Raw genomic sequence first — 23,107 nt, 5'->3', positions numbered from 1 at the left:
TTCAATTCTCTCGACGGTCTCGAATTTCAGGGGACGTCGCTACGACATGCCGGGGCAGGGTCACGCGGATCCGGGTGCCACGTTGCCGTTCGATGTCGGCCGGGCTGTCGATGGTGATTTGCCCATAATGCTCTTCCACGATGGAATAGACCAGAGCGAGCCCCAGTCCTGTTCCCTCGCCCGGGTCCTTGGTGGTGAAGAACGGTTCGAACAAGCGGTCCATGATGTTCTTCGGGATCCCGCTGCCCTCGTCCTCGACGATCAGGTCCACGGTGTGCTCGCTGACGGCACTGCGTACGCGCACGGCGCTGCCGGGCGGCGAGGCATCGCGGGCGTTGGACAGCAGGTTGATGAGCACCTGGGCCAGCCGCTGCGGGTCCCCCTCGGCCCAGTGTTCCGGGTCGCAGAGGTTGAAGAACTGTACTTCGAAATTGCGCCGGTTCAATGCCAGCAGACCGATGGCGTCCTGCGCCACCTCGGCCAGGCACACCGGCTCCTCGCTGTTCTGGTGACTGCCGCCGGCGTGGGCGAAGCTCATCAGTGACTGGACGATGCGTGACACGCGCTTGGTCTGTTCGAGGATCTGCCCGGACAGCTCGATGATTTCGCCGTCGCCCTCGCGCTCCTCACGCAGGTTCTGCGCCAGGCAGGCGATGCCGGTGATCGGGTTGCCGATCTCGTGGGCCACGCCGGCGGCCAGGCGGCCGATGCTGGCCAGGCGTTCGGAGTGCACCAGCTTGTCTTCCAGGGCCTGGGTCTCGGTGAGGTCCTCGACCAGCAGTACCAGGCCGCTGCTGCCCGGCGCCAGGGGTTCGTCGATGGCCGCCTTGTGCAGGTTCAGCCAGCGTGGCTGGCCGTCGAGCGCCAGGCGCTGCTTGTGCAGATGTTCGTCGGGCAGGTCGATGAAACCTTGCAGCAGCCCGCGCCAGGGTTCGGAGATGGTGATCAGGCGCGAGCCGACCACATGCTTGGCGGCGATGCCGGTCAGCTCTTCCATGGCTTTGTTCCACATCAGGATCTCCTGGTCCTTGGCCAGGGAGCACACGCCCATGGGCAGCTCCTGCAGCGTCTGGCGATGGTAGCGACGCAGGGCATCGAGCTCGGCGGCCAGGCCGGTGAGGCGCGAGTGGTAGTCTTCCAGACGGCTTTCGATGAAGTGGATGTCTTCGGTCACGTAGTTTTCGTTACCGGACTTGTAGGGCAGGAAGGTCTCGACCATGTCCTGGGCCACGCTTGGCCCCATCAGGCCGGAGAGGTTGGCCTCGATGCGGTCGCGCAGCCGGCGCAAGGCGTAGGGGCGGCGCTCGTCGAAGGGCAGGTAGAGGTCGCGCAGGGCCTGTTCCACTTCCTTCTGCGCAGCCTTGGCGCCCAGCGGCTTGGCCAACTGCGTGGCGAACTCCTGGGGCGAGGCGGCGTGCAGTTCGCGGCGTTGCGGGCGACGTACGTTGTCTACGGCGCAGGCTTCGGCGGCACTGACTTCCTCGCTGCTGGCATTGGTGAACAGCGAGATCAGGGTGAACAGCAGTACGTTGGCTGCCAGCGAGGCGATGGCAGCCATGTGCCAGCTGGTGTCGTCGAGCACATAGATCATGTCCAGCAACGGGATGTAGAAGCCCTGCAGGTTGCCGAGCAGCGGCAGCAGCATGGTCACCATCCACACCAGCGTGCCGGCCAGCAGGCCGGCCATGAAGCCGCGCCGGTTGGCGGTGGGCCAGTACAGCACCGAGAGCACCCCGGGAAGGAACTGCAAGGTCGCGACGAAGGCGACGATGCCCAGATTGGCCAGGCTCTGATGGTTGTTCTGGGTCAGGTAGAACATGAAGCCGGCGGTGATGATGGCGACGATCAGCGCCCTGCGGGTCCACTTCAGCCAGCGATAGATATTGCCCTCGGCCGGTGGCTGGTACAGCGGCAGCACCAGGTGGTTGAGGGCCATGCCCGACAGCGCCAGGGTGGTGACGATGATCAGCCCGCTGGCCGCCGACAGCCCCCCGACGTAGGCCAGCAGCGCCAAGGCCGGGTTGTTGGCGGCGATCCCCAGGCCCAGGGTGAAGTACTCGGGGTTGGTGCTGGCGCCCAGGCGCAGGCCGGCCCACAGCACCAGCGGCACGGCCAGGCTCATCAGCAGCAGGAACAGCGGCAGGCCCCAGCTGGCGCTGACCAGCGAGCGGGGGTTGAGGTTTTCGGTGAAGGCCATGTGGTACATGTGCGGCATGACGATGGCCGAGGCGAAGAACACCAGCAACAAGGTGCGCCAAGGGCCTTCCTGCAGCGGCGTGTGCAGCGCGGTGAGGGCGGTCTGGTTCTGCAGCAGCCACACTTCCAGCTCGTGGGGGCCGCCGAACACGCCATACAGCGCGTATAGGCCGATGCCGCCCAGGGCCAGCAGCTTGATGACCGACTCGAAGGCGATGGCGAACACCAGGCCTTCGTGTTTTTCCCGGGTGGCGATGTGCCGCGAGCCGAAGAAGATGGTGAACAGGATGATCAGGCTGCAGAAGGCGAACGCCACCCGCGCCTTGACCGGCTCGCCGGTGAGGATGCTGATCGAGTCGGCCACCGCCTGGATCTGCAGGGCCAGCAGTGGCAGCACGCCGATCAGCATGATCACCGTGGTCAGCGCGCCGGCCCAGGTGCTGCGAAAGCGGAACGCCAGCAGGTCGGCCAGCGACGACAGCTGGTAGGTACGGGTGATCTTGAGGATCGGGTACAGCAGCACCGGGGCCAGCAGGAAGGCGCCCGAGACCCCGAGGTAGCAGGCCAGGAAGCCGTAGCCGTATTGATAGGCCAGGCCCACCGAGCCATAGAACGCCCATGCGCTGGCGTAGACACCGAGCGACAGGGTGTAGGTCAGCGGGTGGCGAATGATCGAACGCGGGATCAGCCCGCGCTCGCTGATCCAGGCCACGCCGAACAGTACCAGCAGGTACGCGGCGCTGATCAGGATCATCTGGGTCAGGCTAAAGCTCATCGGCATCTCGTTGGCTCTGCAGGATGAAGGTGACGACGATCAGGATCAGCCAGAGCAGGTAAGGGCGGTACCAGGCACCGGTCGGATCGATCCACCAGTCCATGATGGCCGGGGAGAACAGGTAGATCCCCACGACCAGAAGCAGGACCAAACGATAGATGTACATGCTGGCCTCGATGGTTGGGCGCTGCGGGCTTGGACTTATTATTGGCGCAAATGGCTGGGGGGATGCTAGCGGGAATCGGTAGGGTTCGCCAAGGGTTTGAAATTATTGGGCTTTTGTTTTTGGGAAATGGGCTGCAGGTCTGGCCCCTTCGCGGCGGTTCGGCGCCCCGATAAACCCGCTCCTACAGCGGTACCCTGTAGGAGCGGGTTTATCGGGGCGCCGAACCGCCGCGAAGGGGCCGGACCTGTGTTAACGCAAATCAGCCTCTGGCACGGTGGCTCGCCGTTCGATCGCCTCCGGTCGCCACTGCTTGCGGGCTACCGCCAGCACTTGGGCAGGTGTTGCTTGCAGCAATTCGGGATCTGCCTGCTGCCCCAGCGCCCGCAAGGCACGCAGCAACAACGGCGTGGCCTGGTCGGCGGCCAAGGGCGGCGAGCGGTACGACTTGCCTAGCTTGTGCCCATCGGGCTGGACGATCAGCGGTATGTGCAGGTAACGCGGCTGCGAGAACCCCAGCAGCTCCTGCAGGTACAGCTGCCGTGGGGTGTTGTCCAGCAGGTCGGCGCCGCGCACGATGTCGGTGACACCCTGCCAGGCATCGTCCAGCACCACCGCCAGCTGGTAGGCGTACAGGCCGTCACGGCGCTGGATGACGAAATCGCCTACCTCGCGTCCGAGATGCTGCTGGAATTCGCCTTGCACCCGGTCGGTGAAGCGGTAGAGCAATTCCGGCACACGCAGGCGGATCGCTGCCCCTTCGCGGGCATGCCCGGCGTTGCGGCAAAAGCCTGGGTAAATACCGTCGTAGCCTTCCAGTTGCTTGCGCGAACAGGTGCAGGCGTAGGCCAGGCCCATGTTGAACAGGCGATCCACCACGGCGGCATAGGCCTCGTGGCGCTGACTCTGGTAGACCACCTCGCCGTCCCACTCCAGGCCGTAGCGCTCCAGGGTCTGCAGGATGGCATCGCGGGCGCCGGGCATTTCTCGGGGCGGGTCGGTGTCTTCCATCCGCAGCAGCCAGCGGCCGCCGACGGCGCGGGCATCGAGCCAGGAGGCGAGGGCGGCGACCAGCGAGCCGAAGTGCAGGAAACCGCTGGGGGTAGGGGCGAAGCGTCCGATGTAGCGGGAGTCGTTCATGATATCTGGGCGTATAAATGAAACGGGGCGCATGATGCGCCCCGTTCTGCTGGAAGAAAGATCAGCCTTTGCCGACTGTCTTTTCCTTTTTCTCGGCGATTTCCTTGCAGTCGAAGCACAGGTCGGCCGTCGGGCGAGCCTCCAGGCGACGCAGGCCAATCTCGATGCCGCACGATTCGCACCAACCGTATTCGTCGGCCTTGATCTTGTCGAGGGTCTTGTCGATCTTCTTGATCAGCTTGCGCTCGCGGTCGCGGTTGCGCAGCTCCAGGGCGAATTCTTCTTCCTGGCTGGCGCGGTCGGCCGGGTCGGGGAAGTTGGCTGCTTCGTCCTTCATGTGGTCCACGGTACGATCCACACTGACCATCAGCTCGCCTTTCCAGGCATTGAGGAGCTTGGTGAAGTGCTTCTTCATGGGCTCGCCCATGTACTCTTCGCCCTTGGTCTCTACGTAGGGTTCGACACCGTACATGGTCGTCTGGACTTTTTGCTTTTCTACGGTGGACATGAATAGACCGCCTCTCACTCATCTGATCCAATGCGCAGGCTGCTCCATCTCCGGCACCCGCCGGCCCTGCGACTGCGAGCCGCCGAACTTACCAGATTAGATCGGGAGTGCGCTACCCCGCCCGATCCCAGGTATTGACAGCGGCCCGCGCCGCACGTTCGATGCCGCACACAGGTAGAATCAATAGTTTAGACGCAAACGAGAGAAGGTCATGGCCCACCCCTACAGTGCGCGCAGCCGCGCCATCGAACCCTTCCACGTCATGGCGCTGCTGGCCCGGGCCAACGAGCTGCAGGCGGCAGGGCATGACGTGATCCACCTGGAGATTGGCGAGCCGGACTTCACCACCGCAGCGCCGATCGTCGCCGCTGGCCAGGCCGCGCTGGCCGCCGGCCACACCCGCTACACCGCCGCCCGTGGCCTGCCGGCGCTACGCGAGGCGATCTCGGGTTTTTACGCCCAGCGTTACGGCTTGGCCATCGACCCAGAGCGGATTCTCATCACCCCCGGCGGCTCCGGCGCGTTGCTGCTGGCCAGCAGCCTGCTGGTCGACCCAGGCAAGCACTGGCTGCTGGCCGACCCGGGCTACCCCTGCAACCGCCACTTCCTGCGCCTGGTCGAAGGTGGCGCGCAACTGGTACCGGTGGGGCCGGAGGTCAACTACCAGCTCACCGCCGACCTGGTCGAGCGCTACTGGGACAAGGACACCGTCGGTGCCCTGGTCGCCTCGCCGGCGAACCCGACCGGCACGGTGCTGGGCCGTGACGAGCTGGCCAGCCTGGCCAAGGCCACCCGCGAGCGTCATGGCCACCTGGTGGTCGACGAGATCTACCATGGCCTGACCTACGGCATGGACGCGCCGAGCGTGCTGGAAGTGGACGACCAGGCGTTTGTCCTGAATAGTTTTTCCAAGTATTTCGGCATGACCGGTTGGCGCCTCGGCTGGCTGGTGGCCCCGCCCAATGCGGTGGCCGACCTGGAAAAACTCGCGCAAAACCTCTACATCAGCGCCCCGAGCATGGCCCAGCACGCCGCGTTGGCCTGCTTCGAGCCCGAGACCCTGGCCATTTTCGAGCAGCGCCGCGCCGAATTCGCCCGCCGCCGCGACTATCTATTGCCGGCCCTGCGCGAGCTGGGTTTCGGCATCGCCGTGGAGCCCCAGGGCGCGTTCTACCTGTATGCCGATATCAGCGCCTTCGGCGGTGATGCATTCGCTTTCTGCCGGCATTTCCTGGAAACCGAGCACCTGGCTTTCACCCCCGGCCTGGACTTCGGTCGGCACCTGGCCGGCCATCATGTGCGCTTCGCCTACACCCAGAGCCTGCCGCGCCTGGAAGAAGCGGTGCAGCGCATTGCCCGCGGCCTGAAGAGCTGGCAGGGCTGACGATGTTGTTTCCTTTACTCGAGCAAGGGCGCCTGCTGCGCCGCTACAAACGCTTTCTCGCCGACATCGAGCTGGCCAGTGGCGAGCAGATGACCATCCACTGTCCCAATACCGGTTCCATGCTCAACTGCATGCGCGAAGGCGGGCAGGTCTGGTTCAGCCGCTCCAACGACCCCAAGCGCAAGTTACCGGGCACCTGGGAAATCAGCGAAACGCCCCAGGGGCGCCTGGCCTGCATCAACACCGGGCGCGCCAACGCCCTGGTCGAGGAAGCGCTGCGCGCCGGCGTGATCACCGAACTGGCAGGCTTCACCGCGCTCAAGCGCGAAGTCGCCTACGGCGAGGAGGGCAGCCGGGTGGACTTTCGCCTGGAGTTCGAGGGGGCCCCGGCCTACGTCGAAGTCAAGAGCGTGACCTTGGGCTACCCGGACAGCGCCGTGGCGGCCTTCCCCGATGCGGTCACCCAGCGCGGCGCCAAGCACCTGCGCGAGCTGGCGGCGTTGGCCCGGCAGGGCATTCGCGCGGTGCAGCTGTATTGCGTGAACCTCACCGATATCGAAGCGGTGCGCCCGGCCGACGAGATCGATGCCGGCTATGCCCAGGCATTGCGCGCCGCCGTGGCGGACGGCGTCGAGGTGCTGGCCTACGGCACGCGCCTGGACGCCGAAGGCATCGTCATCGACCGGCCGCTACCGGTTTTGCTCACACCTTGAGCCAGATGCCCTGGCTGTCCTCCCGGCAGTCCAGGGCCTGCAGCGCCTCACCCTCGCAGGGCCCTGCCACGCATTCACCGCTGTCGATCAGGAACAGCGCACCGTGATGGGCGCAGTGGATCAGGCTGGCGCTGTCGTCCAGAAACCCATGCTCGGTCCAGTTCAGCGCAATGCGTTTGTGCGGGCAGCGGTTACGGTACAGGTACACCTGGCCCTGGCGGCGCACACCGAACAGGTCGATGCCGTCTACGCTGAAGGCGCGGCTCTGGCCTTCGGCCAAGGCCTGGGAACTACAAAGGAAGTGCATGGGCAGAGACGACTCGTGAAACAAAGTGATGGCTTGACGCTTCAATGCGAATAATTATCAAATTGCCCGCATTGGCTGCGCCGGCCGTCCATGGTGCGCAGTTCCGCCGTCTGCCACAAGGTGCGCGGCCCGCCTTCAGAAGGAATCCGATGATGCGTCGTCCCGTTGCCATGCTCGCCTTGTGCGCCGCCCTCGTGGCCTCCACCCAGGCCCTGGCCGCCGAACTGCCCCAGCGCTGGGTCAGCGCCGGCGGGGCGTTGAGCGAGTGGATCAGTGCGCTTGGCGGCGAGTCACGCCTGGTTGGCGTCGATACCACCAGCCAGCACCCCGACTCTTTGAAGGCACTGCCCAGCATCGGTTATCAGCGGCAGCTGTCGGCCGAAGGCATTCTCAGCCTGCGCCCGGATGTGCTGGTAGGCACCGAGGAAATGGGCCCGCCGCCGGTGCTCGCGCAGATTCGCAAAGCCGGCGTGCGGGTCGAGTTGTTCTCCAGCGAAGCACAACTCGCGGCGGTGGATGGCAACCTCAAGCACCTGGGCGTGATGCTCGGTGCCGAGCAGAAGGCCGCGCAACTGACTGCCGAGTATCACCGGCAGCTCGAGGCGGTGCAGGCGCAGGTCAAGGAGGGCCAGGCCCGGCACAAGGCTCCAGGCGTGCTGCTGTTGGTCGGCCATGCCGGCGCCAAGCCGCTGATCGCCGGCCTTGGTACTTCCGGCGACTGGCTGCTGCGCCAGGCGGGGGCGCGCAACCTGGCCGAGCACCAGGGCTACAAGAACTTCTCCAACGAGGCCCTGGCCGCCCTGGACCCCGACGTAGTGGTGTTCTCCGACCGGGCGCTGGACGGCGAGCAGGCCTTGCAGGCGTTGCTCAAGGAAAACCCAGCCCTGGCCAGCTCGCGAGCGGTCCGCGACAAGCGCCTGGTCGCGCTTGACCCGACCCTGCTGGTGGGAGGGCTGGGCCCGCGCCTGCCGGCGACCTTGCACAACCTTGCGGCCACCTTCTACCCGGCAAGCCCTGCTCGATGAGGCAACGGATCCAGCCACGCACGCTGTTCACCTGCCTGACCCTGCTGTGCCTGCTGGCGATATGGCTGTCGCTGGCCCTGGGCCCGGTCAGCCTGCCGCTGGTCGATACCCTGCGCGCAGGCTTGCGCCTGCTCGGCATGCCCGTCGCCGCCGATGGCCTGGAACAGGCCGAGCTGATCCTTGGCCAGATCCGCCTGCCGCGTACCCTGCTGGGCCTGGCGGTCGGCGCGGTACTGGCGTTGTCCGGGGTGGCCATGCAGGGGCTGTTTCGCAATCCGCTGGCCGACCCGGGCCTGGTCGGCGTCGCCAGTGGCGCGGCGCTGGGGGCGGCGGTGGCGATCGTCGGCGGCAGTTGGGTGGGCGGCCTGCCCGACGCCTTCGCCCCCTATTTATTGTCGGTCTGCGCTTTCATCGGCGGGCTGGGGGTAACGGCGCTGGTGTATCGGCTGGGGCGTCGTGACGGCCAGACCAACGTCGCCACCATGCTGCTGGCCGGTATTGCCCTGACCGCCCTGGGCGGCTCGGCGGTAGGGCTGTTCACCTACCTTGCCGATGACGCCACCCTGCGCACCCTGACCTTCTGGAACCTGGGCAGCCTCAATGGCGCCAGTTACGAGCGGTTGTGGCCCCTGCTACTGGTCGCGCTCGCGGTTTCGCTGTGGCTGCCGCGCCGGGCGCAGGCCTTGAATGCACTGCTGCTTGGTGAGTCGGAGGCACGCCATTTGGGCATCGAGGTGGAGCGACTCAAGCGTGAGCTGGTGTTCTGCACGGCTCTGGGAGTGGGCGCCGCCGTGGCGGCGGCCGGCCTGATCGGTTTCGTCGGCCTCGTGGTGCCGCACCTGGTACGCCTGCTGGCCGGGCCCGACCACCGGGTGCTGCTGCCGGCCTCGTTGCTGGCAGGCGGCAGCCTCTTGCTGTTCGCCGACCTGGTGGCGCGCCTGGCCCTGGCGCCGGCGGAACTGCCGATCGGCAGTTCCGCCTTCATCGGCGCGCCGTTCTTCCTGTTCCTGTTGATCCGAGGGCGCAGCTGATGCTCGAAGCCGAAGCCCTGCGGGTGCGCCGGGGTAGTAACGATGTGTTGCACGATATCGACCTGCAACTGCTGCCCGGCCAAGTGCTGGGCGTGCTCGGGCCCAATGGCGCGGGCAAGAGCAGCCTGCTGGGGGCACTCTGTGGGGAGCTTGCGCCCAGCCAGGGCCGCGTGACTCTGCAGGGCAAGGCCCTGGGGCAATGGCCAGGGCAGGCACGGGCACAGCGCTTGGCCGTACTGCCGCAGATCTCCAGCCTGGGCTTCGCATTCCGTGTCGAGGAGGTGGTCGGCATGGGCCGGTTGCCCCATGGCAGCGGCCAGCAGCGCGATCAGGCAATCATCGAGGCGGCGTTGCGCGCGGCGGATGCCTGGCATTTGCAGGGGCGCAGCTACCTGGCGTTGTCCGGCGGTGAGCGCCAGCGGGTACACCTTGCCCGGGTCCTGGCCCAGCTGTGGCCGGGCGAGCAGGGCACGACACTGTTGCTCGACGAGCCGACCTCGATGCTCGACCCACTGCACCAGCACACCACCCTGCAGGCGCTGCGCAGCTTCGCCGACCGCGGCGCAGCGGTGCTGGTGATCCTGCATGACCTGAACCTGGCCGCCCGCTATTGTGACCGTATCCTGTTGCTCGAGGCCGGGCGTGGCCATGCCCTCGGGGCGCCTGAGCAGACATTGACGCCGGCTGCGCTCAAGGCCGTGTTCGGCATCGACGTGCTGGTGCAGCCCCATCCGGAACGGGGGCATCCGTTGATCATCACTCGCTAGGAGGCTTCAACCATGCGTCATCCCCTGTTGTGCGGGGCAATGCTGAGCCTGATGCTGGCGCTGGGCGGCTGCCAGGCCAGCCTGCCGCCGTTACCGGCCTGGCAGGGCCACGAGGGGCATGACGATGCCATGCTCGGGCAGATTCGCGATCTTGCCAGCGGGCAGTCCATCAGCCCCGAGACGTTGGTCCAGGGCCTGGCCGGCGCACCGCGGGTGCTGGTGGGGGAAAAGCACGACAACCCTGACCACCATGCCCTGCAGTTGTGGTTGATGCGCGCCTTGCAGGCCCGGCGTACGCAGGGCAGCCTGCTGCTGGAAATGCTGCAGCCAGAGCAGCAGGCACGGGTCGATGCCCTCGCTGGGTTGGCCGCATTGCCCGCGGACCTACCCAAAGCGCTGGATTGGCAGGAGGGCTGGGACTGGCAGATGTACGGGCCGATCGTAAGCGAGGCGCTGCACAACCATGTGCCGCTGCTGGCGGCCAATCTGTCGCTGGCGCAAATGCGCCAGGCCTATCGGCAGCCAACTGCCCTGCCGGGCGAGCGGTCGAACGCGCCGACTGTGAAGGCCGCCCTGCTCGAACAGGTCCGCGCCGGGCACTGCGGCTTGCTGCCGGAGAGCCAGTTGCCGGCCATGCTCGCGGTCCAGCAACTGCGTGACCGGCGTATCGCCGAGCGCTTGCTGTCGGCGCCAGAGCCTGCCTTGCTGTTCACCGGCGCCTACCATGCGCGCAAGGACCTGGGGGTGCCGCTGCACCTGGCCGACCTGGGGGCGAAGGGCGAGAGCAAGGTGCTGCTGCTGGCCGAGGTCGGCGAAAAGATCGAGCCGGGCATGGCCGACTATGTGTGGTTCACGCCTGCGGCCCCGGAGCAGGATTACTGCGCGCAATTGCGTCGATGAGCAGGCGGTAAAACCGACAGGCAAAAAAAGACCCGGCAAAGTGCCGGGTCAATAACCGTGATTAGCCTGATGAGGAGATAATCTGAGAGTCCGAACCAGGGGCTTTCAGTTTATCCAACTGATCTCGCGACCAGTTGTGATAATCATAACGATTCTCATTTCGTCGTCAATCCCCTTTCTCCATTTATTTCGAATTTTTTTGCGCTGGGCACTTCGCATCGAGTTGCTGGTTGAGCGCCTCCTTGCGTTCGGCGGGGAGGTCGTTCCAGTGCATGTCCAGCAGGGCGCCTTCGATGGCGTACAACAGTACCTTCGATGCCCGAAAACCTCGGGTCTTCACCGCCTGATAGGCGCCGACCGCACCCAGCCGGCGTAAGTCCGATGCGCTGTGGATGCCGGCCGCATGCAGCCACTGGGCGGAGGTCTTGCCGAGATTTTTCAGATGCTGCAACTCATCGTTCATCGAGCCTCCTGGCGATGGCCAATGGGTATCAGGGGATTGCATCGTGGGGTGGGTCAGAGAGGAGTGTAGCGGGGGCTGGGAAATACGCGGCATTTTGCCACTGGAGGAGGGAGATGTGTGGTGGGCCTTCGCGGGCAAGCCCGCTCCCACAGGTACACCACAGCAGTCGAAGACTGTGACGTACCTGTGGGAGCGGGCTTGCCGGCGAAAGAGACGCCGCTGTCTAGCGGCCTTACAGCCCTGGCAGGCGCTGGCGCACCTGGTCGATCACCTGGTCCATGCTACCGCTGTCCTGGGTGTCGATCCGCTTGCTGTGCGCCTGTTCCTGCGCATCCAGTGGCTCGCGGCTGGCCTGCTGAGCCTTGACCACCTCGAGGGTGGCGTCCGACGGATCGCCGCCTTCGGCCTGGCGTTGCTGCAACCAGCTGGCGATCACCGCTTCCGGCGCCTGGCAGTCGAGGATCAGCAGCGGCACGCCAGTGGCATTGGCCACCTCGGCGGCCGCCTGACGCTGGGCGTGCTTGAGGTAGGTGGCATCGAGCACCACCGGGAAACCGGCGCGCAGGATGGTCGCCGCCAGCGCGTGCAGGCGCTGGTAGGTGGCGGCGTTGGCATCCTGGTCGTAGATGCCGGCGGCCAGCTGGCCCGCTTTGTCGTCCTGCTGCTCGCCGAACAGGCGCTTGCGCTCCACGTCCGAACGCACCCGCACCGCGCCGAGGGCTTCGACCAGGCGCATGGCCACGTGGCTCTTGCCCACGGCGGAGACGCCATGGGTGATGGCCAGCAGCCGCGATGGAATGGCGCTGTAGCTTTCCGCCAGGTTGGCGTAGTTGCGGTAGGTGCGCAGGGTAGTGGCGCGCTGCACACCATCGGCATCGGGTGACAGGCTGAACAGTGCGACCTTGGCGCGCACCAGGGCACGGTAGGCCTTGTAGAAGTTCAGCAGTTCCAGGCCGGCGTAGTCGCCGGTCAGCTCCAGGTACTGGCTGACGAAGCGTCGGGCCAGGCACTTGAGGCCGCGGTCTTCCAGGTCCATGGCCAGGAAGCCGACATCGGCGTAGACGTCGGTCAGGCGGAACGGCTCGTTGAACTCGATGCAGTCGAAGATCACCACCTTGCCGTCGATCAGAGTGGCGTTGCCCAGGTGGATGTCACCGTGGCATTCGCGGATGAATCCTTCGGCCTTGCGCGTCTCGAGCAGGCCATGCAGGCGATCGAAGCTGCTGCGGGCCCAGGCTTGCAGGGCGTCGAGCTGTTGCAGGTCGGCCTTGTCGGTGAGGAACGGGCGAATCTGCTCGAAGTTCTGTTCGACCGGCGCCATCACGCTGTCTGGCGTACCCAGCGGGTGCTCGACCGGGACCTTGGGCGCCTGCAGATGGAATTCGGCGATCTGCCGGGCCATCTGGTCGATGTGCCCGGCGTTCAGCTCGCCATTGGCCTGCAGGGTGTTGAGCATCTGCTCCTGGGGGAACTGGCGCATCTTCAACACATATTCGATGGCCACACCGTCGCCGCCGAGCTGTGGCTGCTCGGCACTACCGGTGATCGGCAGGACCTCCAGGTACAGACCGTCGGTCAGGCGCTGGTTCAGGCGCAGCTCTTCGTTACAGAAATGCGCGCGCTGGTCCAGGCTGGTGAAGTCGAGGAAGCCGAAATTCATCGGTTTCTTGATCTTGTAGGCGTACTCGCCGGTGAGCAGAACCCAGGAAATATGCGTCTCGATGAGTTTGAACCCGTTCACCGGGTGCGGGTACAAGGCGGGGTTCTGCAACGCGTTGATCAGGGCTTGGCTCACGGGAAATCCTTCCGGGGCAGGGAATTCGAATGCGCCATTATGGTCAATGGTGCCGTCCCTGCATACCGCCAGAGGGCGCCTGCCCAGCCTTTATAAAGTGCGTATAATCCGCCGCCATGACTCGAACCCGAAATTCCCGTACCCCCAAAAAAGCCCCGAACAGCCGCGCCCGCGCCTGGTTGGGCTGGGCCCTGAAGCTCAGCCTGGTCGGCCTGGTGATCGTCGCCGGCTTCGCGGTCTACCTCGATGCCATCGTCCAGGAAAAGTTCTCTGGCAAGCGCTGGACCATCCCGGCCAAGGTCTATGCCCGGCCGCTGGAGCTGTTCACCGGCCAGAAACTGAGCAAGACCGACTTCCTCACCGAACTCGATGCCTTGGGCTACCGCCGTGAAACCGCGGCCGACGGCCCAGGCGCGGTGTCGGTCAACGGCAACACCGTCGACCTCAACACCCGTGGCTTCCAGTTCTACGAGGGCATGGAGCCGGCGCAGTTCGTGCGCGTGCGTTTCTCCGGCGACTATGTCGCGGGGCTTGCCGGTGCCAATGGCAGCAAGCTCGACGTGGTGCGTCTGGAGCCGCTGATGATCGGCGGCATCTACCCCAAGAACCTCGAAGACCGCATCCTGATCAAGATTGATCAGGTGCCGCCCTACCTGCTCGAAACCCTGGTGGCCACCGAGGACCGTGATTTCTACAGCCACTTCGGCGTGTCGCCGAAGTCGATCGCCCGGGCGATCTGGGTCAACACCTCATCCGGTTCCATGCGTCAGGGCGGCAGTACGCTGACCCAGCAGCTGGTGAAGAACTTCTACCTCACCAGCGAGCGCACCCTGGGCCGTAAGCTCACCGAGGCCATGATGGCCGTGCTGCTCGAGATGCACTACGACAAGCGCGAGATCCTCGAGGCTTATCTCAACGAAGTGTTCGTCGGCCAGGACGGCCAGCGCGCGGTGCACGGCTTCGGCCTGGCCAGCCAGTTCTTCTTCAGCCAGCCGCTGTCGGAACTCAAGCTGCACCAGATCGCCTTGCTGGTCGGCATGGTCAAGGGGCCGTCCTACTACAACCCGCGCCGTTACCCCGAGCGTGCCCTGGCGCGCCGCAACCTGGTGCTCGACCTGGTGGCCGAGCAGGGTGTGGCGAGCAAGGAAGCGGTCGAGGCGGCGAAGAAGATGCCACTGGGCGTGACCAAGCGCGGCAGCCTGGCCGACAGTTCGTTCCCGGCCTTCCTCGACCTGGTCAAGCGTCAGCTGCGCCAGGACTACCGCGACGAAGACTTGACCGAAGAAGGCCTGCGCATTTTCACCAGTTTCGACCCGATCCTGCAGATGAAGGCCGAAAGCGCGATGAGCGAGACCTTCAAGCGCCTGGCCGGGCGCAAGGGTGCCGACGAGGTCGAGTCGGCCATGGTCGTCACCAACCCGGAAACCGGCGAGGTGCAGGCTTTGATCGGCAGCCGTCAGTCGGGCTTCGCTGGCTTCAACCGAGCCATCGACGCCTCGCGGCCGATCGGTTCGCTGGTCAAGCCGGCGGTCTACCTCACGGCGCTGGAACAGCCGAGCAAGTACACCCTGACCAGCTGGGTGCAGGATGAACCGTTCTCGGTCAAAGGTGCCAATGGCCAGGTCTGGCGCCCGCAGAACTACGACCGGCGTGCCCACGGCACCATCTACCTGTACCAGGGGTTGGCCAACTCGCTGAACCTGTCCACTGCCAAACTGGGCCTGGAAGTGGGCGTGCCGAACGTCATCAAGACCATCGGCCGGCTCGGCGTGAACGTCGACTGGCAGCCGTTCCCGGCCATGCTGCTGGGCGCTGGGGGCATGTCGCCGATGCAGGTCGCGACCATGTACCAGACCATCGCCAACGGCGGCTTCAACACGCCGATGCGGGGTATCCGCAGCGTGCTTACCGCCGAGGGTGAGCCGCTCAAGCGCTACCCGTTCCAGATCCAGCAGACCTTCGACCCGGGTGCCATCTACCTGGTGCAGAACGCCATGCAGCGGGTGATGCGCGAGGGTACTGGCCGTTCCGTGTACAACGTGTTGCCGAGCTCGCTGACCCTGGCGGGCAAGACCGGTACCAGCAACGATTCGCGCGACAGCTGGTTCTCTGGCTTCAGCCAGGACCTGCTGGCGGTGGTGTGGCTGGGCCGCGACGACAACGGCAAGACGCCGTTCACCGGTGCTACCGGCGCCCTCCAGGTGTGGACCAGCTTCATGCGCAAGGCCGACCCGCTGCCGCTGGACATGCCGCAACCGGACAACGTGGTGCAGGCCTGGATCGACCCTTACAGCGGCCAGGGCTCTGACAGTAGCTGTCCGGGAGCGGTGCAGATGCCGTATATTCGCGGCAGCGAACCGCCCGCCGGCGCAACCTGCGGTGGCGAGCAGAATCCGGCAGAATCGGTCATGGACTGGGTCAAAGGCTGGATGAACTAAGCAGCTGCAGCATTGATGAGGTGTGAAGTGAAAAAGTGGTGGTTTCCTGCCGTGACGGCACTGGTGGTGCTCCAGGGTTGTTCCAGCGTTCCGCGGGGTAACATCCCGGTGGTCGATTCGAGCACTCGCGTCTCCAACAGTGAGCGGGTTTCGGCCAACCGTGGCGCGGCGGGGCCGAGCGGTGGCACCGCTCAGGCGCAGTCGCTGCCCGAGGATTCGGGCGTGACGGTGATGATCCCGCAGGGCGCAGGCTCGACGCCGATCAGCACCACGCCGATCAGCACCAGCCCGATCACGCCTGGCCCGGTGAGCCAAGGGCCGATCAGTTCCGGCCCGATCACCACCAACCCGAACCCGATCGCCGACGAACCGTTCGACATCGCTTCGATGAACAGTGCTGCGGCCGCCTCCAGCGCGCCGACCGGTATTCCGCGCAGCAATGCGGCCAGCGGCGGCCTGTCTGCCGACGAACAGCTCGACGGCCCGGTGCTGGCGCTACTGACCACTGCCCAGCAACAGCAGGGCGGTGGCGACTTCAATGGCGCGGCGTCGAGCCTGGAGCGCGCCCAGCGCATCGCCCCGCGCGAGCCACAGGTGCTGTTCCGCCTGGCCCAGGTACGCTTGTCGCAGGGCGATGCGCCACAGGCCGAGCAGCTGGCGCGCCGCGCCCTGACCTACGCCAATGGCCGCCCGGACCTGCAAGCCGAGCTGTGGAACACCATCGCCCAGGCCCGCGAAAAGCAGGGTGACAGCGCCGGGGCCGCACTGGCCCGGCAAAAGGCGCAGGTCAGCTCGTGATGATCGAACCACGCATCCTGGAAATCGCCGATCACCTGTTGCTCATCGAGCGTGAGCTGCAGGTGCAAGGCTGGTGGGACGACGAGCCGCCGAGCGACGAAGCGCTGGCCAGCACCGTGCCGTTCTCGGTCGATACCTTGAGTTTCGAGCAATGGTTGCAGTGGATCTTCCTGCCACGCATGAAGATCATCATCGAGCTCGGCCACCCGCTGCCCAATGCCTCGAGCATCCTGGTGATGGCGGAAACCGTGTTCACCGATCGTCCAGAGCAAAGTCGCGAGCTGCGCCGACTGTTGGCAGCATTCGATCGATTGATCGCTCCTTCCGCCTGATTTCTTCAGTTTTTCCTTCAAGGGCCGCAGATTGTGGCCCTTTTTTGTGGAAATCTTACTTTCTCTGCTGCTGACTTGGTTTTTAGTGGTGGAACGAATTCATCTTGGGGAAAAATTGGCAATAATTTTTCTTGACTTGTAGGCCGCGAATCAGAAGAATCCAACTTCCGCTGTAGAGGGACTGCCAGAAGCAGACCCGCTAGGCAGATCATGAGGCGCACACCCGCGCCGACTTGTTACACCCCGCAACGCGTTACCTCGCGCTGGGTGGGATAACCCCGCAACACTCTGGGGCGTTCCCAATACTTGCTCAGTCAGTGCTGACGTTCGCTCATGCTCTGCTTGGCAGTAAACCTATTAAGACCCGCCTATCGAGGGCGGTATTCTGGCGTTTTAGAGGTGAACAACGTGGAGCTTTTATCCGGCGCTGAAATGGTCGTCCGCTTCTTGCGTGACGAAGGCGTTAAGCACATCTACGGGTACCCTGGTGGTGCTCTCCTGCATGTTTACGACGCACTGTTCAAAGAACCGGAAGTGGAACACATCCTGGTTCGCCACGAGCAGGCGGCTACCCATATGGCGGATGGTTATGCCCGTGCCACCGGCAAGGCCGGCGTGGTACTGGTGACTTCCGGCCCAGGCGCCACCAATGCCATCACCGGCATTGCCACTGCCTACATGGACTCCATCCCGATGGTCATCCTGTCTGGCCAGGTGCCTAGCACCATGGTCGGCACCGATGCCTTCCAGGAAACCGACATGATTGGCATCTCGCGGCCGATCGTGAAGCACAGCTTCATGATCAAGCACCCGACCGAGATCGCCGAAGTTCTGAAAAAAGCATTCTACCTGGCGCAATCCGGTCGCCCAGGTCCGGTCGTGGTCGACATTCCAAAAGATATGACCAACCCGGCCGAGAAGTTCGAATACGTCTATCCGAAGAAGGTCAAGCTGCGCTCCTACAGCCCGGCGGTACGTGGCCATTCCGGCCAGATCCGCAAGGCTGCCGAGATGCTTCTGGCGGCCAAGCGCCCCATCGTCTATTCCGGCGGCGGCGTGATCCTCGGCGGTGGCTCCGAAGCCCTGACCGAAATCGCCAAGTCGTTGAACCTGCCGGTCACCAACACCCTGATGGGTCTGGGTGGCTTCCCAGGTACCGATCGCCAGTTCCTCGGCATGCTCGGTATGCACGGCAGCTTCACCGCCAATATGGCCATGCACAACGCCGACGTGATCTTCGCGGTCGGTGCGCGCTTCGACGACCGCGTGGTCAATGGCCCGGCCAAGTTCTGCCCGAACGCCAAGATCATCCACATCGACATCGACCCGGCGTCGATCTCCAAGATGATCAAGGCCGACGTGCCGATCGTAGGCCCGGTCGACAGCGTGCTCAGCGAAATGCTCGGCATCCTCAAGGAAATCGGCGAGCAGCCTGACAAGGCCGCGCTGGATGCCTGGTGGAAGCAGATCGACGAATGGCGTGGCGATGGCGAACTGTTCCCCTACGACAAGGGCGACGGCAACGTCATCAAACCGCAGAAAGTCATCGAGACCCTGTGCGAAGTGACCCATGGCGATGCCTTCGTCACTTCCGACGTCGGCCAGCACCAGATGTTCGCGGCGCAGTACTACCGCTTCAACAAGCCTAACCGCTGGATCAACTCCGGTGGCCTGGGCACCATGGGCTTCGGTTTCCCGGCGGCGATGGGCATCAAGCTCAACTTCCCGGATCAGGACGTGGCCTGCGTGACCGGCGAAGGCAGCATCCAGATGAACATCCAGGAGCTGTCGACCTGCATGCAGTACGGCCTGCCGGTCAAGATCGTCAACCTGAACAACGGTGTGCTGGGTATGGTCCGCCAATGGCAGGACATGGCCTACAACGGCCGCCACTCGCACTCCTATGTCGAATCGTTGCCTGACTTCATCAAGCTGGCCGAGGCCTATGGTCATGTGGGTATCCGCATCACCAGCCTGAAAGACCTGAAGCCGAAGCTTGAAGAAGCCTTCGCGATGAAGGACCGCCTGGTGTTCATCGACATCGCGGTCGACCGCAGCGAGCACGTCTATCCGATGCAGATCAAGGATGGCTCGATGCGTGACATGTGGCTGAGCAAGACGGAGCGTACCTGATATGCGGCATATCATTTCCCTGCTGCTGGAAAACGAACCCGGTGCCTTGTCTCGCGTGGTCGGCCTGTTCTCCCAGCGCAACTACAACATTGAAAGCCTGACCGTGGCGCCGACCGAAGACCCGACCCTGTCGCGTCTGACGCTGACCACCGTTGGCCATGACGAAGTGATCGAACAGATCACCAAGAACCTGAACAAGCTGGTCGAGGTGGTGAAACTCGTCGACCTGTCGGAAAGCGCCCACATCGAGCGCGAACTGATGTTGGTCAAGGTCAAGGCCACCGGTGCCCAGCGCGCCGAGATCAAGCGCACCACGGATATCTTCCGTGGCCAGATCGTCGATGTGACCGCCAGCGTGTACACCGTGCAGCTGAGCGGCACCAGCGACAAACTGGACAGCTTCATCCAGGCCATCGGCACTGCATCGATTCTCGAAACCGTGCGCAGCGGCGTTACCGGCATTGCCCGTGGCGACAAAGTGCTCAGCATCTAAATTCAAAAATTAGCAATGGCTCCGCTGGGGCCGAGATATAACCAGGGGTATTTTCATGAAAGTTTTCTACGATAAAGACTGCGACCTTTCCATCATCCAGGGTAAGAAAGTCGCCATCATCGGCTACGGTTCCCAGGGCCACGCTCAGGCGTGCAACCTGAAGGACTCCGGTGTAGACGTTACCGTCGGTCTGCGTAAAGGTTCGGCTACCGTTGCCAAGGCTGAAGCCCACGGCCTGAAAGTGGCTGACGTCGCTACCGCCGTCGCCGCTGCCGACCTGGTCATGATCCTGACCCCGGACGAGTTCCAAGGCGCTCTGTACAAGAACGAGATCGAGCCGAACATCAAGAAGGGCGCTACCCTGGCCTTCTCCCACGGCTTCTCGATCCACTACAACCAAGTCGTGCCACGCGCCGACCTGGACGTGATCATGATCGCGCCGAAAGCCCCGGGCCACACCGTTCGCTCCGAGTTCGTCAAAGGCGGCGGCATCCCTGACCTGATCGCCATCTACCAGGACGCTTCCGGCAACGCCAAGAACGTCGCCCTGTCCTACGCCGCTGGCGTCGGTGGCGGCCGTACCGGCATCATCGAAACCACCTTCAAGGACGAGACCGAAACCGACCTGTTCGGTGAGCAGGCTGTTCTGTGCGGTGGTACCGTCGAACTGGTCAAGGCTGGTTTCGAGACCCTGGTCGAAGCTGGCTACGCGCCGGAAATGGCCTACTTCGAGTGCCTGCACGAGCTGAAGCTGATCGTTGACCTCATGTACGAAGGCGGCATCGCCAACATGAACTACTCGATCTCCAACAACGCCGAGTACGGTGAGTACGTCACCGGCCCAGAAGTCATCAACGAAGAATCCCGCAAGGCCATGCGCAACGCCCTGAAGCGCATCCAGGACGGCGAGTACGCGAAGATGTTCATCTCCGAAGGCGCCACCAACTATCCATCGATGACTGCCAAGCGCCGTAACAACGCTTCGCACGGCATCGAGATCATCGGCGAGCAACTGCGCTCGATGATGCCTTGGATCTCGGCCAACAAGATCGTCGACAAGGCTAAGAACTAAGTCTTTTCGAAACATGAAAAACGCGGCTTCGGCCGCGTTTTTTCGTTCTGGCAGCGCGCATCTGGTATAAAGCAGGCCAGAGGTCCGCTGTCAGAACCTGTTTTGCGGGCTCGTTGTCGAACATTTTCCATCCTGTTGCAAGGTACCCTCCATGAGCGAACGTCCCGAAGAGCCGAACAAGCCCTCCGACGCCGAAAGCCTGCTACCTGTCGATGAGCACATTGAAGAAGGCCATGACGCCGAAGGGCGCAAGGTCCGTCATCGCGGCATCTACCTGTTGCCCAACCTGTTCACCACCGCCAACCTGTTCGCCGGTTTCTATTCGATCATCAGTTCGATGAGCGCGCTGGGTGCCGGTGACCCGCGGGAGGCGAGCAAGTACTTCGCCTTTGCCGCCATCGCCATTTTCGTCGCCATGGTCCTCGACGGTCTGGATGGCCGGGTGGCGCGCATGACCAATACCCAGAGTGCCTTCGGTGCCGAGTACGACTCGCTGTCGGACATGGTCGCGTTCGGCGTTGCCCCGGCATTGCTGGCCTTCGGCTGGGCGCTGGGCGACATGGGCAAGGTCGGCTGGATGGTCGCCTTCATCTATGTGGCTGGCGCCGCCTTGCGCCTGGCGCGCTTCAACACCCAGATCGGCACGGCCGACAAGCGTTACTTCATCGGCCTGGCCAGCCCGGCCGCGGCCGGTGTGGTGGCCGGTACGGTGTGGGCGTTCAGCGACTACGGTATCCAAGGCTCGAAGCTGTCGTTCCTGGTCGCCTTGCTGGTGGCGGCCGCGGGCATGCTGATGGTCAGCAACATCAAGTACAACAGCTTCAAGGAGCTCGACCTCAAGGGCCGCGTGCCATTCGTGGCTATCCTCGCGGTGGTGCTGGTGTTCGCCGTCGTGTTCAGCGACCCGCCACGTATCCTGCTGCTGATCTTCCTCGCCTACGCGGCCTCGGGGCCCATCCAGTTCCTGTTGCGTTCGCGCCGTCGTAAATCCTGACGATGATTTAATCGTGGAATAACCCTCCGGCTCCATAGTCTTACTGGTACATCCGTTATCCAGTGCTGTGGAGCCGTCATGCTCATCAAGCTACCCAGGTCGTCCGACTGCAAGGCAGCGGAGATCACTCCCGAAACGCTCTATCTTTCCCGTCGCAAGTTGCTGGGTGCGTCCCTGGCCGGCATTGCCCTGGGCGCATTGCCGGGTATCGGCCGTGCGACCGAGGCCAGCCGCTATGCCGACGTCGAGGCGGGCGCAGCGCCGGGCTGGTTCAGCGACAAGCTCGGCGCCACGCGCTGGCAGGCGGTGACCGTCCAGGATGAGGCGATCACGCCCTTCAAGGACGCTACCCACTACAACAACTTCTATGAGTTCGGCCCCGACAAGGGTGACCCGGCGGCCAATGCCGGCAGCCTGCAGACCGAGCCCTGGAGCGTGGTGGTCGACGGCGAGGTAGGCAAGCCGGGGCGCTATGCACTGGAGGATTTCGTAAAGCCGTACCAGCTCGAGGAGCGCATCTATCGGCTGCGCTGCGTCGAAGCCTGGTCGATGGTCATCCCGTGGCTGGGCTTTCCGCTGGCGCAAGTGCTCAAGCAGGTGGAGCCGACTTCCAAGGCGCGTTACGTGCGCTTCGAGACCCTGGATGACCCACAGCACATGCCTGGGCAGCGTTCAGGTTTTGCCCTGATCGACTGGCCATACAGAGAGGGATTGCGCCTGGATGAGGCGATGCATCCGTTGGCGATACTGGCGGTCGGCATGTATGGGCGCGAGCTGGCCAACCAGAATGGAGCGCCGTTGCGTCTGGTGGTGCCGTGGAAGTATGGCTTCAAGAGCATCAAGTCGATCGTGCGTATCAGTCTGGTGGCCGAGCAGCCGGGGACGACCTGGGAGGGGCTGGCGCCTACCGAGTACGGCTTCTATGCCAACGTCAATCCGCAGGTCGATCACCCGCGCTGGAGCCAGGCGCGTGAGCGGCGATTGCCCAGCGGCTTGTTCAGCCCCAATGTGCGGGACACGCAGATGTTCAATGGCTATGCCGATGAAGTGGCGTCACTGTACGCCGGGCTCGATCTGCGGAAGAACTATTGATGCGCTATCCGTGGTTTCGTCTGGCGATCTTCGTGGTCGGATGCCTGTTCCCGCTCTGGTGGTTGTATGAAGCGGCGATGGGGCTGCTTGGGCCGGATCCAGGGAAGATCCTCATGGATCGCCTGGGGCTGGGGGCGTTGACGTTCCTGTTGGTGACCCTGGCAATGACGCCGTTGCAGCGTTTGACGGGATGGTCGGGGTGGATCGTGGTCCGGCGGCAGCTGGGGTTGTGGTGCTTTGCTTATATAGTGCTGCACATCCTGGCGTACCTGTTCTTCATTCTAGGGTTGGACTGGGGGCAACTGGCGGTCGAGTTGCGCAAGAGGCCGTACATCATTGTCGGGGCTTTGGGGTTTGTCGGGTTGCTGGTGTTGGCGGTCACGTCCAACCGGTATAGCCAGCGACGGCTGGGTGCGCGTTGGAAGAAGCTGCATCGGTTGGTGTACGGGGTTCTTGGGTTGGGGTTGCTGCACTTTTTGTGGATCGTTCGTTCGGATCTGCGGGAGTGGGCGATCTATGCGGCGGTAGGGGCGGGGTTGATGGTATTGCGGGTTCCGTTGGTGGCGCGGTGGTTGTCCAGGTTGGGGC

Annotated in this window: 22 protein-coding genes; 15 read left to right on the top strand and 7 right to left on the bottom strand. The window is 64.1% G+C overall.

The window, feature by feature from the left end:
- Position 1 precedes the first annotated feature (1 nt).
- The 4 genes from IAE37_RS26210 to dksA form a co-directional block, all read right to left on the bottom strand.
- Positions 2-2,977: a sensor histidine kinase gene (locus IAE37_RS26210; RefSeq protein WP_201178353.1), complete on the bottom strand. Its 2,976-nt coding sequence runs from the start codon at positions 2,975-2,977 to the stop codon at positions 2-4.
- The gene (locus IAE37_RS26205) at positions 2,961-3,137 is read right to left on the bottom strand and encodes a hypothetical protein (protein ID WP_010796831.1); all 177 of its coding nucleotides are present in this window, start codon (positions 3,135-3,137) and stop codon (positions 2,961-2,963) included. Before IAE37_RS26205 ends, IAE37_RS26210 begins: the two co-directional genes overlap by 17 nt.
- 249 nt (positions 3,138-3,386) lie before the next feature.
- Complete coding sequence (gene gluQRS / locus IAE37_RS26200; RefSeq protein WP_201178352.1) at positions 3,387-4,274, bottom strand: tRNA glutamyl-Q(34) synthetase GluQRS; 888 nt, start codon at positions 4,272-4,274, stop codon at positions 3,387-3,389.
- 61 nt (positions 4,275-4,335) lie between these two features.
- The gene (gene dksA / locus IAE37_RS26195) at positions 4,336-4,782 is read right to left on the bottom strand and encodes an RNA polymerase-binding protein DksA (protein ID WP_167070112.1); all 447 of its coding nucleotides are present in this window, start codon (positions 4,780-4,782) and stop codon (positions 4,336-4,338) included.
- Between the two features lie 211 nt (positions 4,783-4,993).
- On the opposite strand from dksA, the gene IAE37_RS26190 reads away from it, so the two are divergent.
- Positions 4,994-6,166 carry a pyridoxal phosphate-dependent aminotransferase gene (locus IAE37_RS26190; protein ID WP_201178351.1) on the top strand — a complete coding sequence of 391 codons (1,173 nt, stop codon included), beginning with the start codon at positions 4,994-4,996 and terminating at the stop codon, positions 6,164-6,166.
- Positions 6,167-6,168: 2 nt separating this feature from the next.
- The gene (sfsA, locus tag IAE37_RS26185) at positions 6,169-6,879 is read left to right on the top strand and encodes a DNA/RNA nuclease SfsA (protein ID WP_201178350.1); all 711 of its coding nucleotides are present in this window, start codon (positions 6,169-6,171) and stop codon (positions 6,877-6,879) included.
- Here sfsA and IAE37_RS26180 read toward each other — a convergent pair.
- Complete coding sequence (locus tag IAE37_RS26180; RefSeq protein ID WP_201178349.1) at positions 6,869-7,186, bottom strand: Rieske (2Fe-2S) protein; 318 nt, start codon at positions 7,184-7,186, stop codon at positions 6,869-6,871. The genes sfsA and IAE37_RS26180 overlap by 11 nt on opposite strands.
- A gap of 149 nt (positions 7,187-7,335) precedes the next feature.
- On the opposite strand from IAE37_RS26180, the gene IAE37_RS26175 reads away from it, so the two are divergent.
- The 4 genes from IAE37_RS26175 to IAE37_RS26160 are packed head-to-tail and all read left to right on the top strand — an operon-like array spanning position 7,336 to position 10,909.
- On the top strand, positions 7,336-8,211 hold the full coding sequence (locus IAE37_RS26175) for a heme/hemin ABC transporter substrate-binding protein (RefSeq protein ID WP_201178348.1): 876 nt from the start codon (positions 7,336-7,338) through the stop codon (positions 8,209-8,211).
- A 50-nt stretch (positions 8,212-8,261) separates the two neighbouring features.
- A complete protein-coding gene (locus IAE37_RS26170) occupies positions 8,262-9,242 on the top strand; it encodes a FecCD family ABC transporter permease (protein ID WP_201178360.1) in 981 nt (326 codons plus the stop codon).
- Positions 9,242-10,009, top strand: coding sequence for a heme ABC transporter ATP-binding protein (locus IAE37_RS26165; protein ID WP_201178347.1), 768 nt, complete (start codon positions 9,242-9,244; stop codon positions 10,007-10,009). The genes IAE37_RS26170 and IAE37_RS26165 overlap by 1 nt, the downstream gene beginning before the upstream one ends.
- 12 nt (positions 10,010-10,021) lie before the next feature.
- Positions 10,022-10,909 (top strand): ChaN family lipoprotein, encoded by an 888-nt coding sequence (locus IAE37_RS26160; RefSeq protein ID WP_201178346.1) that lies wholly within the window; start codon positions 10,022-10,024, stop codon positions 10,907-10,909.
- 184 nt (positions 10,910-11,093) lie between these two features.
- Here IAE37_RS26160 and IAE37_RS26155 read toward each other — a convergent pair whose 3' ends face one another.
- Positions 11,094-11,372: a TfoX/Sxy family protein gene (locus IAE37_RS26155; RefSeq protein ID WP_201178345.1), complete on the bottom strand. Its 279-nt coding sequence runs from the start codon at positions 11,370-11,372 to the stop codon at positions 11,094-11,096.
- Positions 11,373-11,604: 232 nt separating this feature from the next.
- Positions 11,605-13,167 (bottom strand): bifunctional aminoglycoside phosphotransferase/ATP-binding protein, encoded by a 1,563-nt coding sequence (locus IAE37_RS26150; RefSeq protein WP_201178344.1) that lies wholly within the window; start codon positions 13,165-13,167, stop codon positions 11,605-11,607.
- Positions 13,168-13,283: 116 nt separating this feature from the next.
- Between IAE37_RS26150 and mrcB the strand changes: the two genes are divergently transcribed.
- From mrcB to msrQ, 9 genes are all read left to right on the top strand, one after another.
- Positions 13,284-15,605 carry a penicillin-binding protein 1B gene (mrcB, locus tag IAE37_RS26145; RefSeq protein WP_201178343.1) on the top strand — a complete coding sequence of 774 codons (2,322 nt, stop codon included), beginning with the start codon at positions 13,284-13,286 and terminating at the stop codon, positions 15,603-15,605.
- A 15-nt stretch (positions 15,606-15,620) separates the two neighbouring features.
- Positions 15,621-16,403, top strand: coding sequence for a tetratricopeptide repeat protein (locus tag IAE37_RS26140; RefSeq protein ID WP_201178342.1), 783 nt, complete (start codon positions 15,621-15,623; stop codon positions 16,401-16,403).
- Entirely contained in the window at positions 16,403-16,735 is a 333-nt protein-coding gene (locus tag IAE37_RS26135) for a YqcC family protein (protein WP_201178341.1), read from the top strand. Before IAE37_RS26140 ends, IAE37_RS26135 begins: the two co-directional genes overlap by 1 nt.
- Positions 16,736-17,143: 408 nt before the next feature.
- On the top strand, positions 17,144-18,868 hold the full coding sequence (locus IAE37_RS26130) for an acetolactate synthase 3 large subunit (RefSeq protein ID WP_201178340.1): 1,725 nt from the start codon (positions 17,144-17,146) through the stop codon (positions 18,866-18,868).
- A 1-nt stretch (position 18,869) separates the two neighbouring features.
- Positions 18,870-19,361, top strand: a complete 492-nt coding sequence (gene ilvN, locus IAE37_RS26125) for an acetolactate synthase small subunit (RefSeq protein WP_003250040.1) — start codon at positions 18,870-18,872, stop codon at positions 19,359-19,361.
- Between the two features lie 55 nt (positions 19,362-19,416).
- Positions 19,417-20,433, top strand: coding sequence for a ketol-acid reductoisomerase (ilvC, locus tag IAE37_RS26120; RefSeq protein WP_056795202.1), 1,017 nt, complete (start codon positions 19,417-19,419; stop codon positions 20,431-20,433).
- A 151-nt stretch (positions 20,434-20,584) separates the two neighbouring features.
- Positions 20,585-21,427 carry a CDP-diacylglycerol--serine O-phosphatidyltransferase gene (pssA, locus tag IAE37_RS26115; RefSeq protein WP_201178339.1) on the top strand — a complete coding sequence of 281 codons (843 nt, stop codon included), beginning with the start codon at positions 20,585-20,587 and terminating at the stop codon, positions 21,425-21,427.
- Between the two features lie 78 nt (positions 21,428-21,505).
- Positions 21,506-22,519, top strand: coding sequence for a protein-methionine-sulfoxide reductase catalytic subunit MsrP (msrP, locus tag IAE37_RS26110; protein WP_201178338.1), 1,014 nt, complete (start codon positions 21,506-21,508; stop codon positions 22,517-22,519).
- Positions 22,519-23,107, top strand: a 589-nt coding sequence (gene msrQ, locus IAE37_RS26105; protein WP_201178337.1) for a protein-methionine-sulfoxide reductase heme-binding subunit MsrQ, incomplete at its 3' end; no start/stop codon positions are given. The genes msrP and msrQ, both read left to right, overlap by 1 nt.

It is taken from the genome of Pseudomonas sp. S31 (assembly GCF_016648105.1).
Lineage (GTDB): Bacteria > Pseudomonadota > Gammaproteobacteria > Pseudomonadales > Pseudomonadaceae > Aquipseudomonas.
This window is presented reverse-complemented; position numbering and strand designations above follow the sequence as displayed.

Bases quoted from the DNA above. Each gene is read 5' to 3' on its own strand.
- gluQRS (WP_201178352.1), bottom strand. From the start codon at position 4,274: ATGAACGACTCCCGCTACATCGGACGCTTCGCCCCTACCCCCAGCGGT.
- ilvN (WP_003250040.1), top strand. From the start codon at position 18,870: ATGCGGCATATCATTTCCCTGCTGCTGGAAAACGAACCCGGTGCCTTG.
- IAE37_RS26140 (WP_201178342.1), top strand. From the start codon at position 15,621: ATGAGGTGTGAAGTGAAAAAGTGGTGGTTTCCTGCCGTGACGGCACTG.
- IAE37_RS26165 (WP_201178347.1), top strand. From the start codon at position 9,242: ATGCTCGAAGCCGAAGCCCTGCGGGTGCGCCGGGGTAGTAACGATGTG.
- IAE37_RS26205 (WP_010796831.1), bottom strand. From the start codon at position 3,137: ATGTACATCTATCGTTTGGTCCTGCTTCTGGTCGTGGGGATCTACCTG.
- sfsA (WP_201178350.1), top strand. From the start codon at position 6,169: ATGTTGTTTCCTTTACTCGAGCAAGGGCGCCTGCTGCGCCGCTACAAA.
- dksA (WP_167070112.1), bottom strand. From the start codon at position 4,782: ATGTCCACCGTAGAAAAGCAAAAAGTCCAGACGACCATGTACGGTGTC.
- IAE37_RS26175 (WP_201178348.1), top strand. From the start codon at position 7,336: ATGATGCGTCGTCCCGTTGCCATGCTCGCCTTGTGCGCCGCCCTCGTG.
- ilvC (WP_056795202.1), top strand. From the start codon at position 19,417: ATGAAAGTTTTCTACGATAAAGACTGCGACCTTTCCATCATCCAGGGT.
- pssA (WP_201178339.1), top strand. From the start codon at position 20,585: ATGAGCGAACGTCCCGAAGAGCCGAACAAGCCCTCCGACGCCGAAAGC.
- IAE37_RS26210 (WP_201178353.1), bottom strand. From the start codon at position 2,977: ATGCCGATGAGCTTTAGCCTGACCCAGATGATCCTGATCAGCGCCGCG.
- IAE37_RS26180 (WP_201178349.1), bottom strand. From the start codon at position 7,186: ATGCACTTCCTTTGTAGTTCCCAGGCCTTGGCCGAAGGCCAGAGCCGC.
- IAE37_RS26135 (WP_201178341.1), top strand. From the start codon at position 16,403: ATGATCGAACCACGCATCCTGGAAATCGCCGATCACCTGTTGCTCATC.
- IAE37_RS26190 (WP_201178351.1), top strand. From the start codon at position 4,994: ATGGCCCACCCCTACAGTGCGCGCAGCCGCGCCATCGAACCCTTCCAC.
- IAE37_RS26160 (WP_201178346.1), top strand. From the start codon at position 10,022: ATGCGTCATCCCCTGTTGTGCGGGGCAATGCTGAGCCTGATGCTGGCG.
- msrP (WP_201178338.1), top strand. From the start codon at position 21,506: ATGCTCATCAAGCTACCCAGGTCGTCCGACTGCAAGGCAGCGGAGATC.
- IAE37_RS26155 (WP_201178345.1), bottom strand. From the start codon at position 11,372: ATGAACGATGAGTTGCAGCATCTGAAAAATCTCGGCAAGACCTCCGCC.
- mrcB (WP_201178343.1), top strand. From the start codon at position 13,284: ATGACTCGAACCCGAAATTCCCGTACCCCCAAAAAAGCCCCGAACAGC.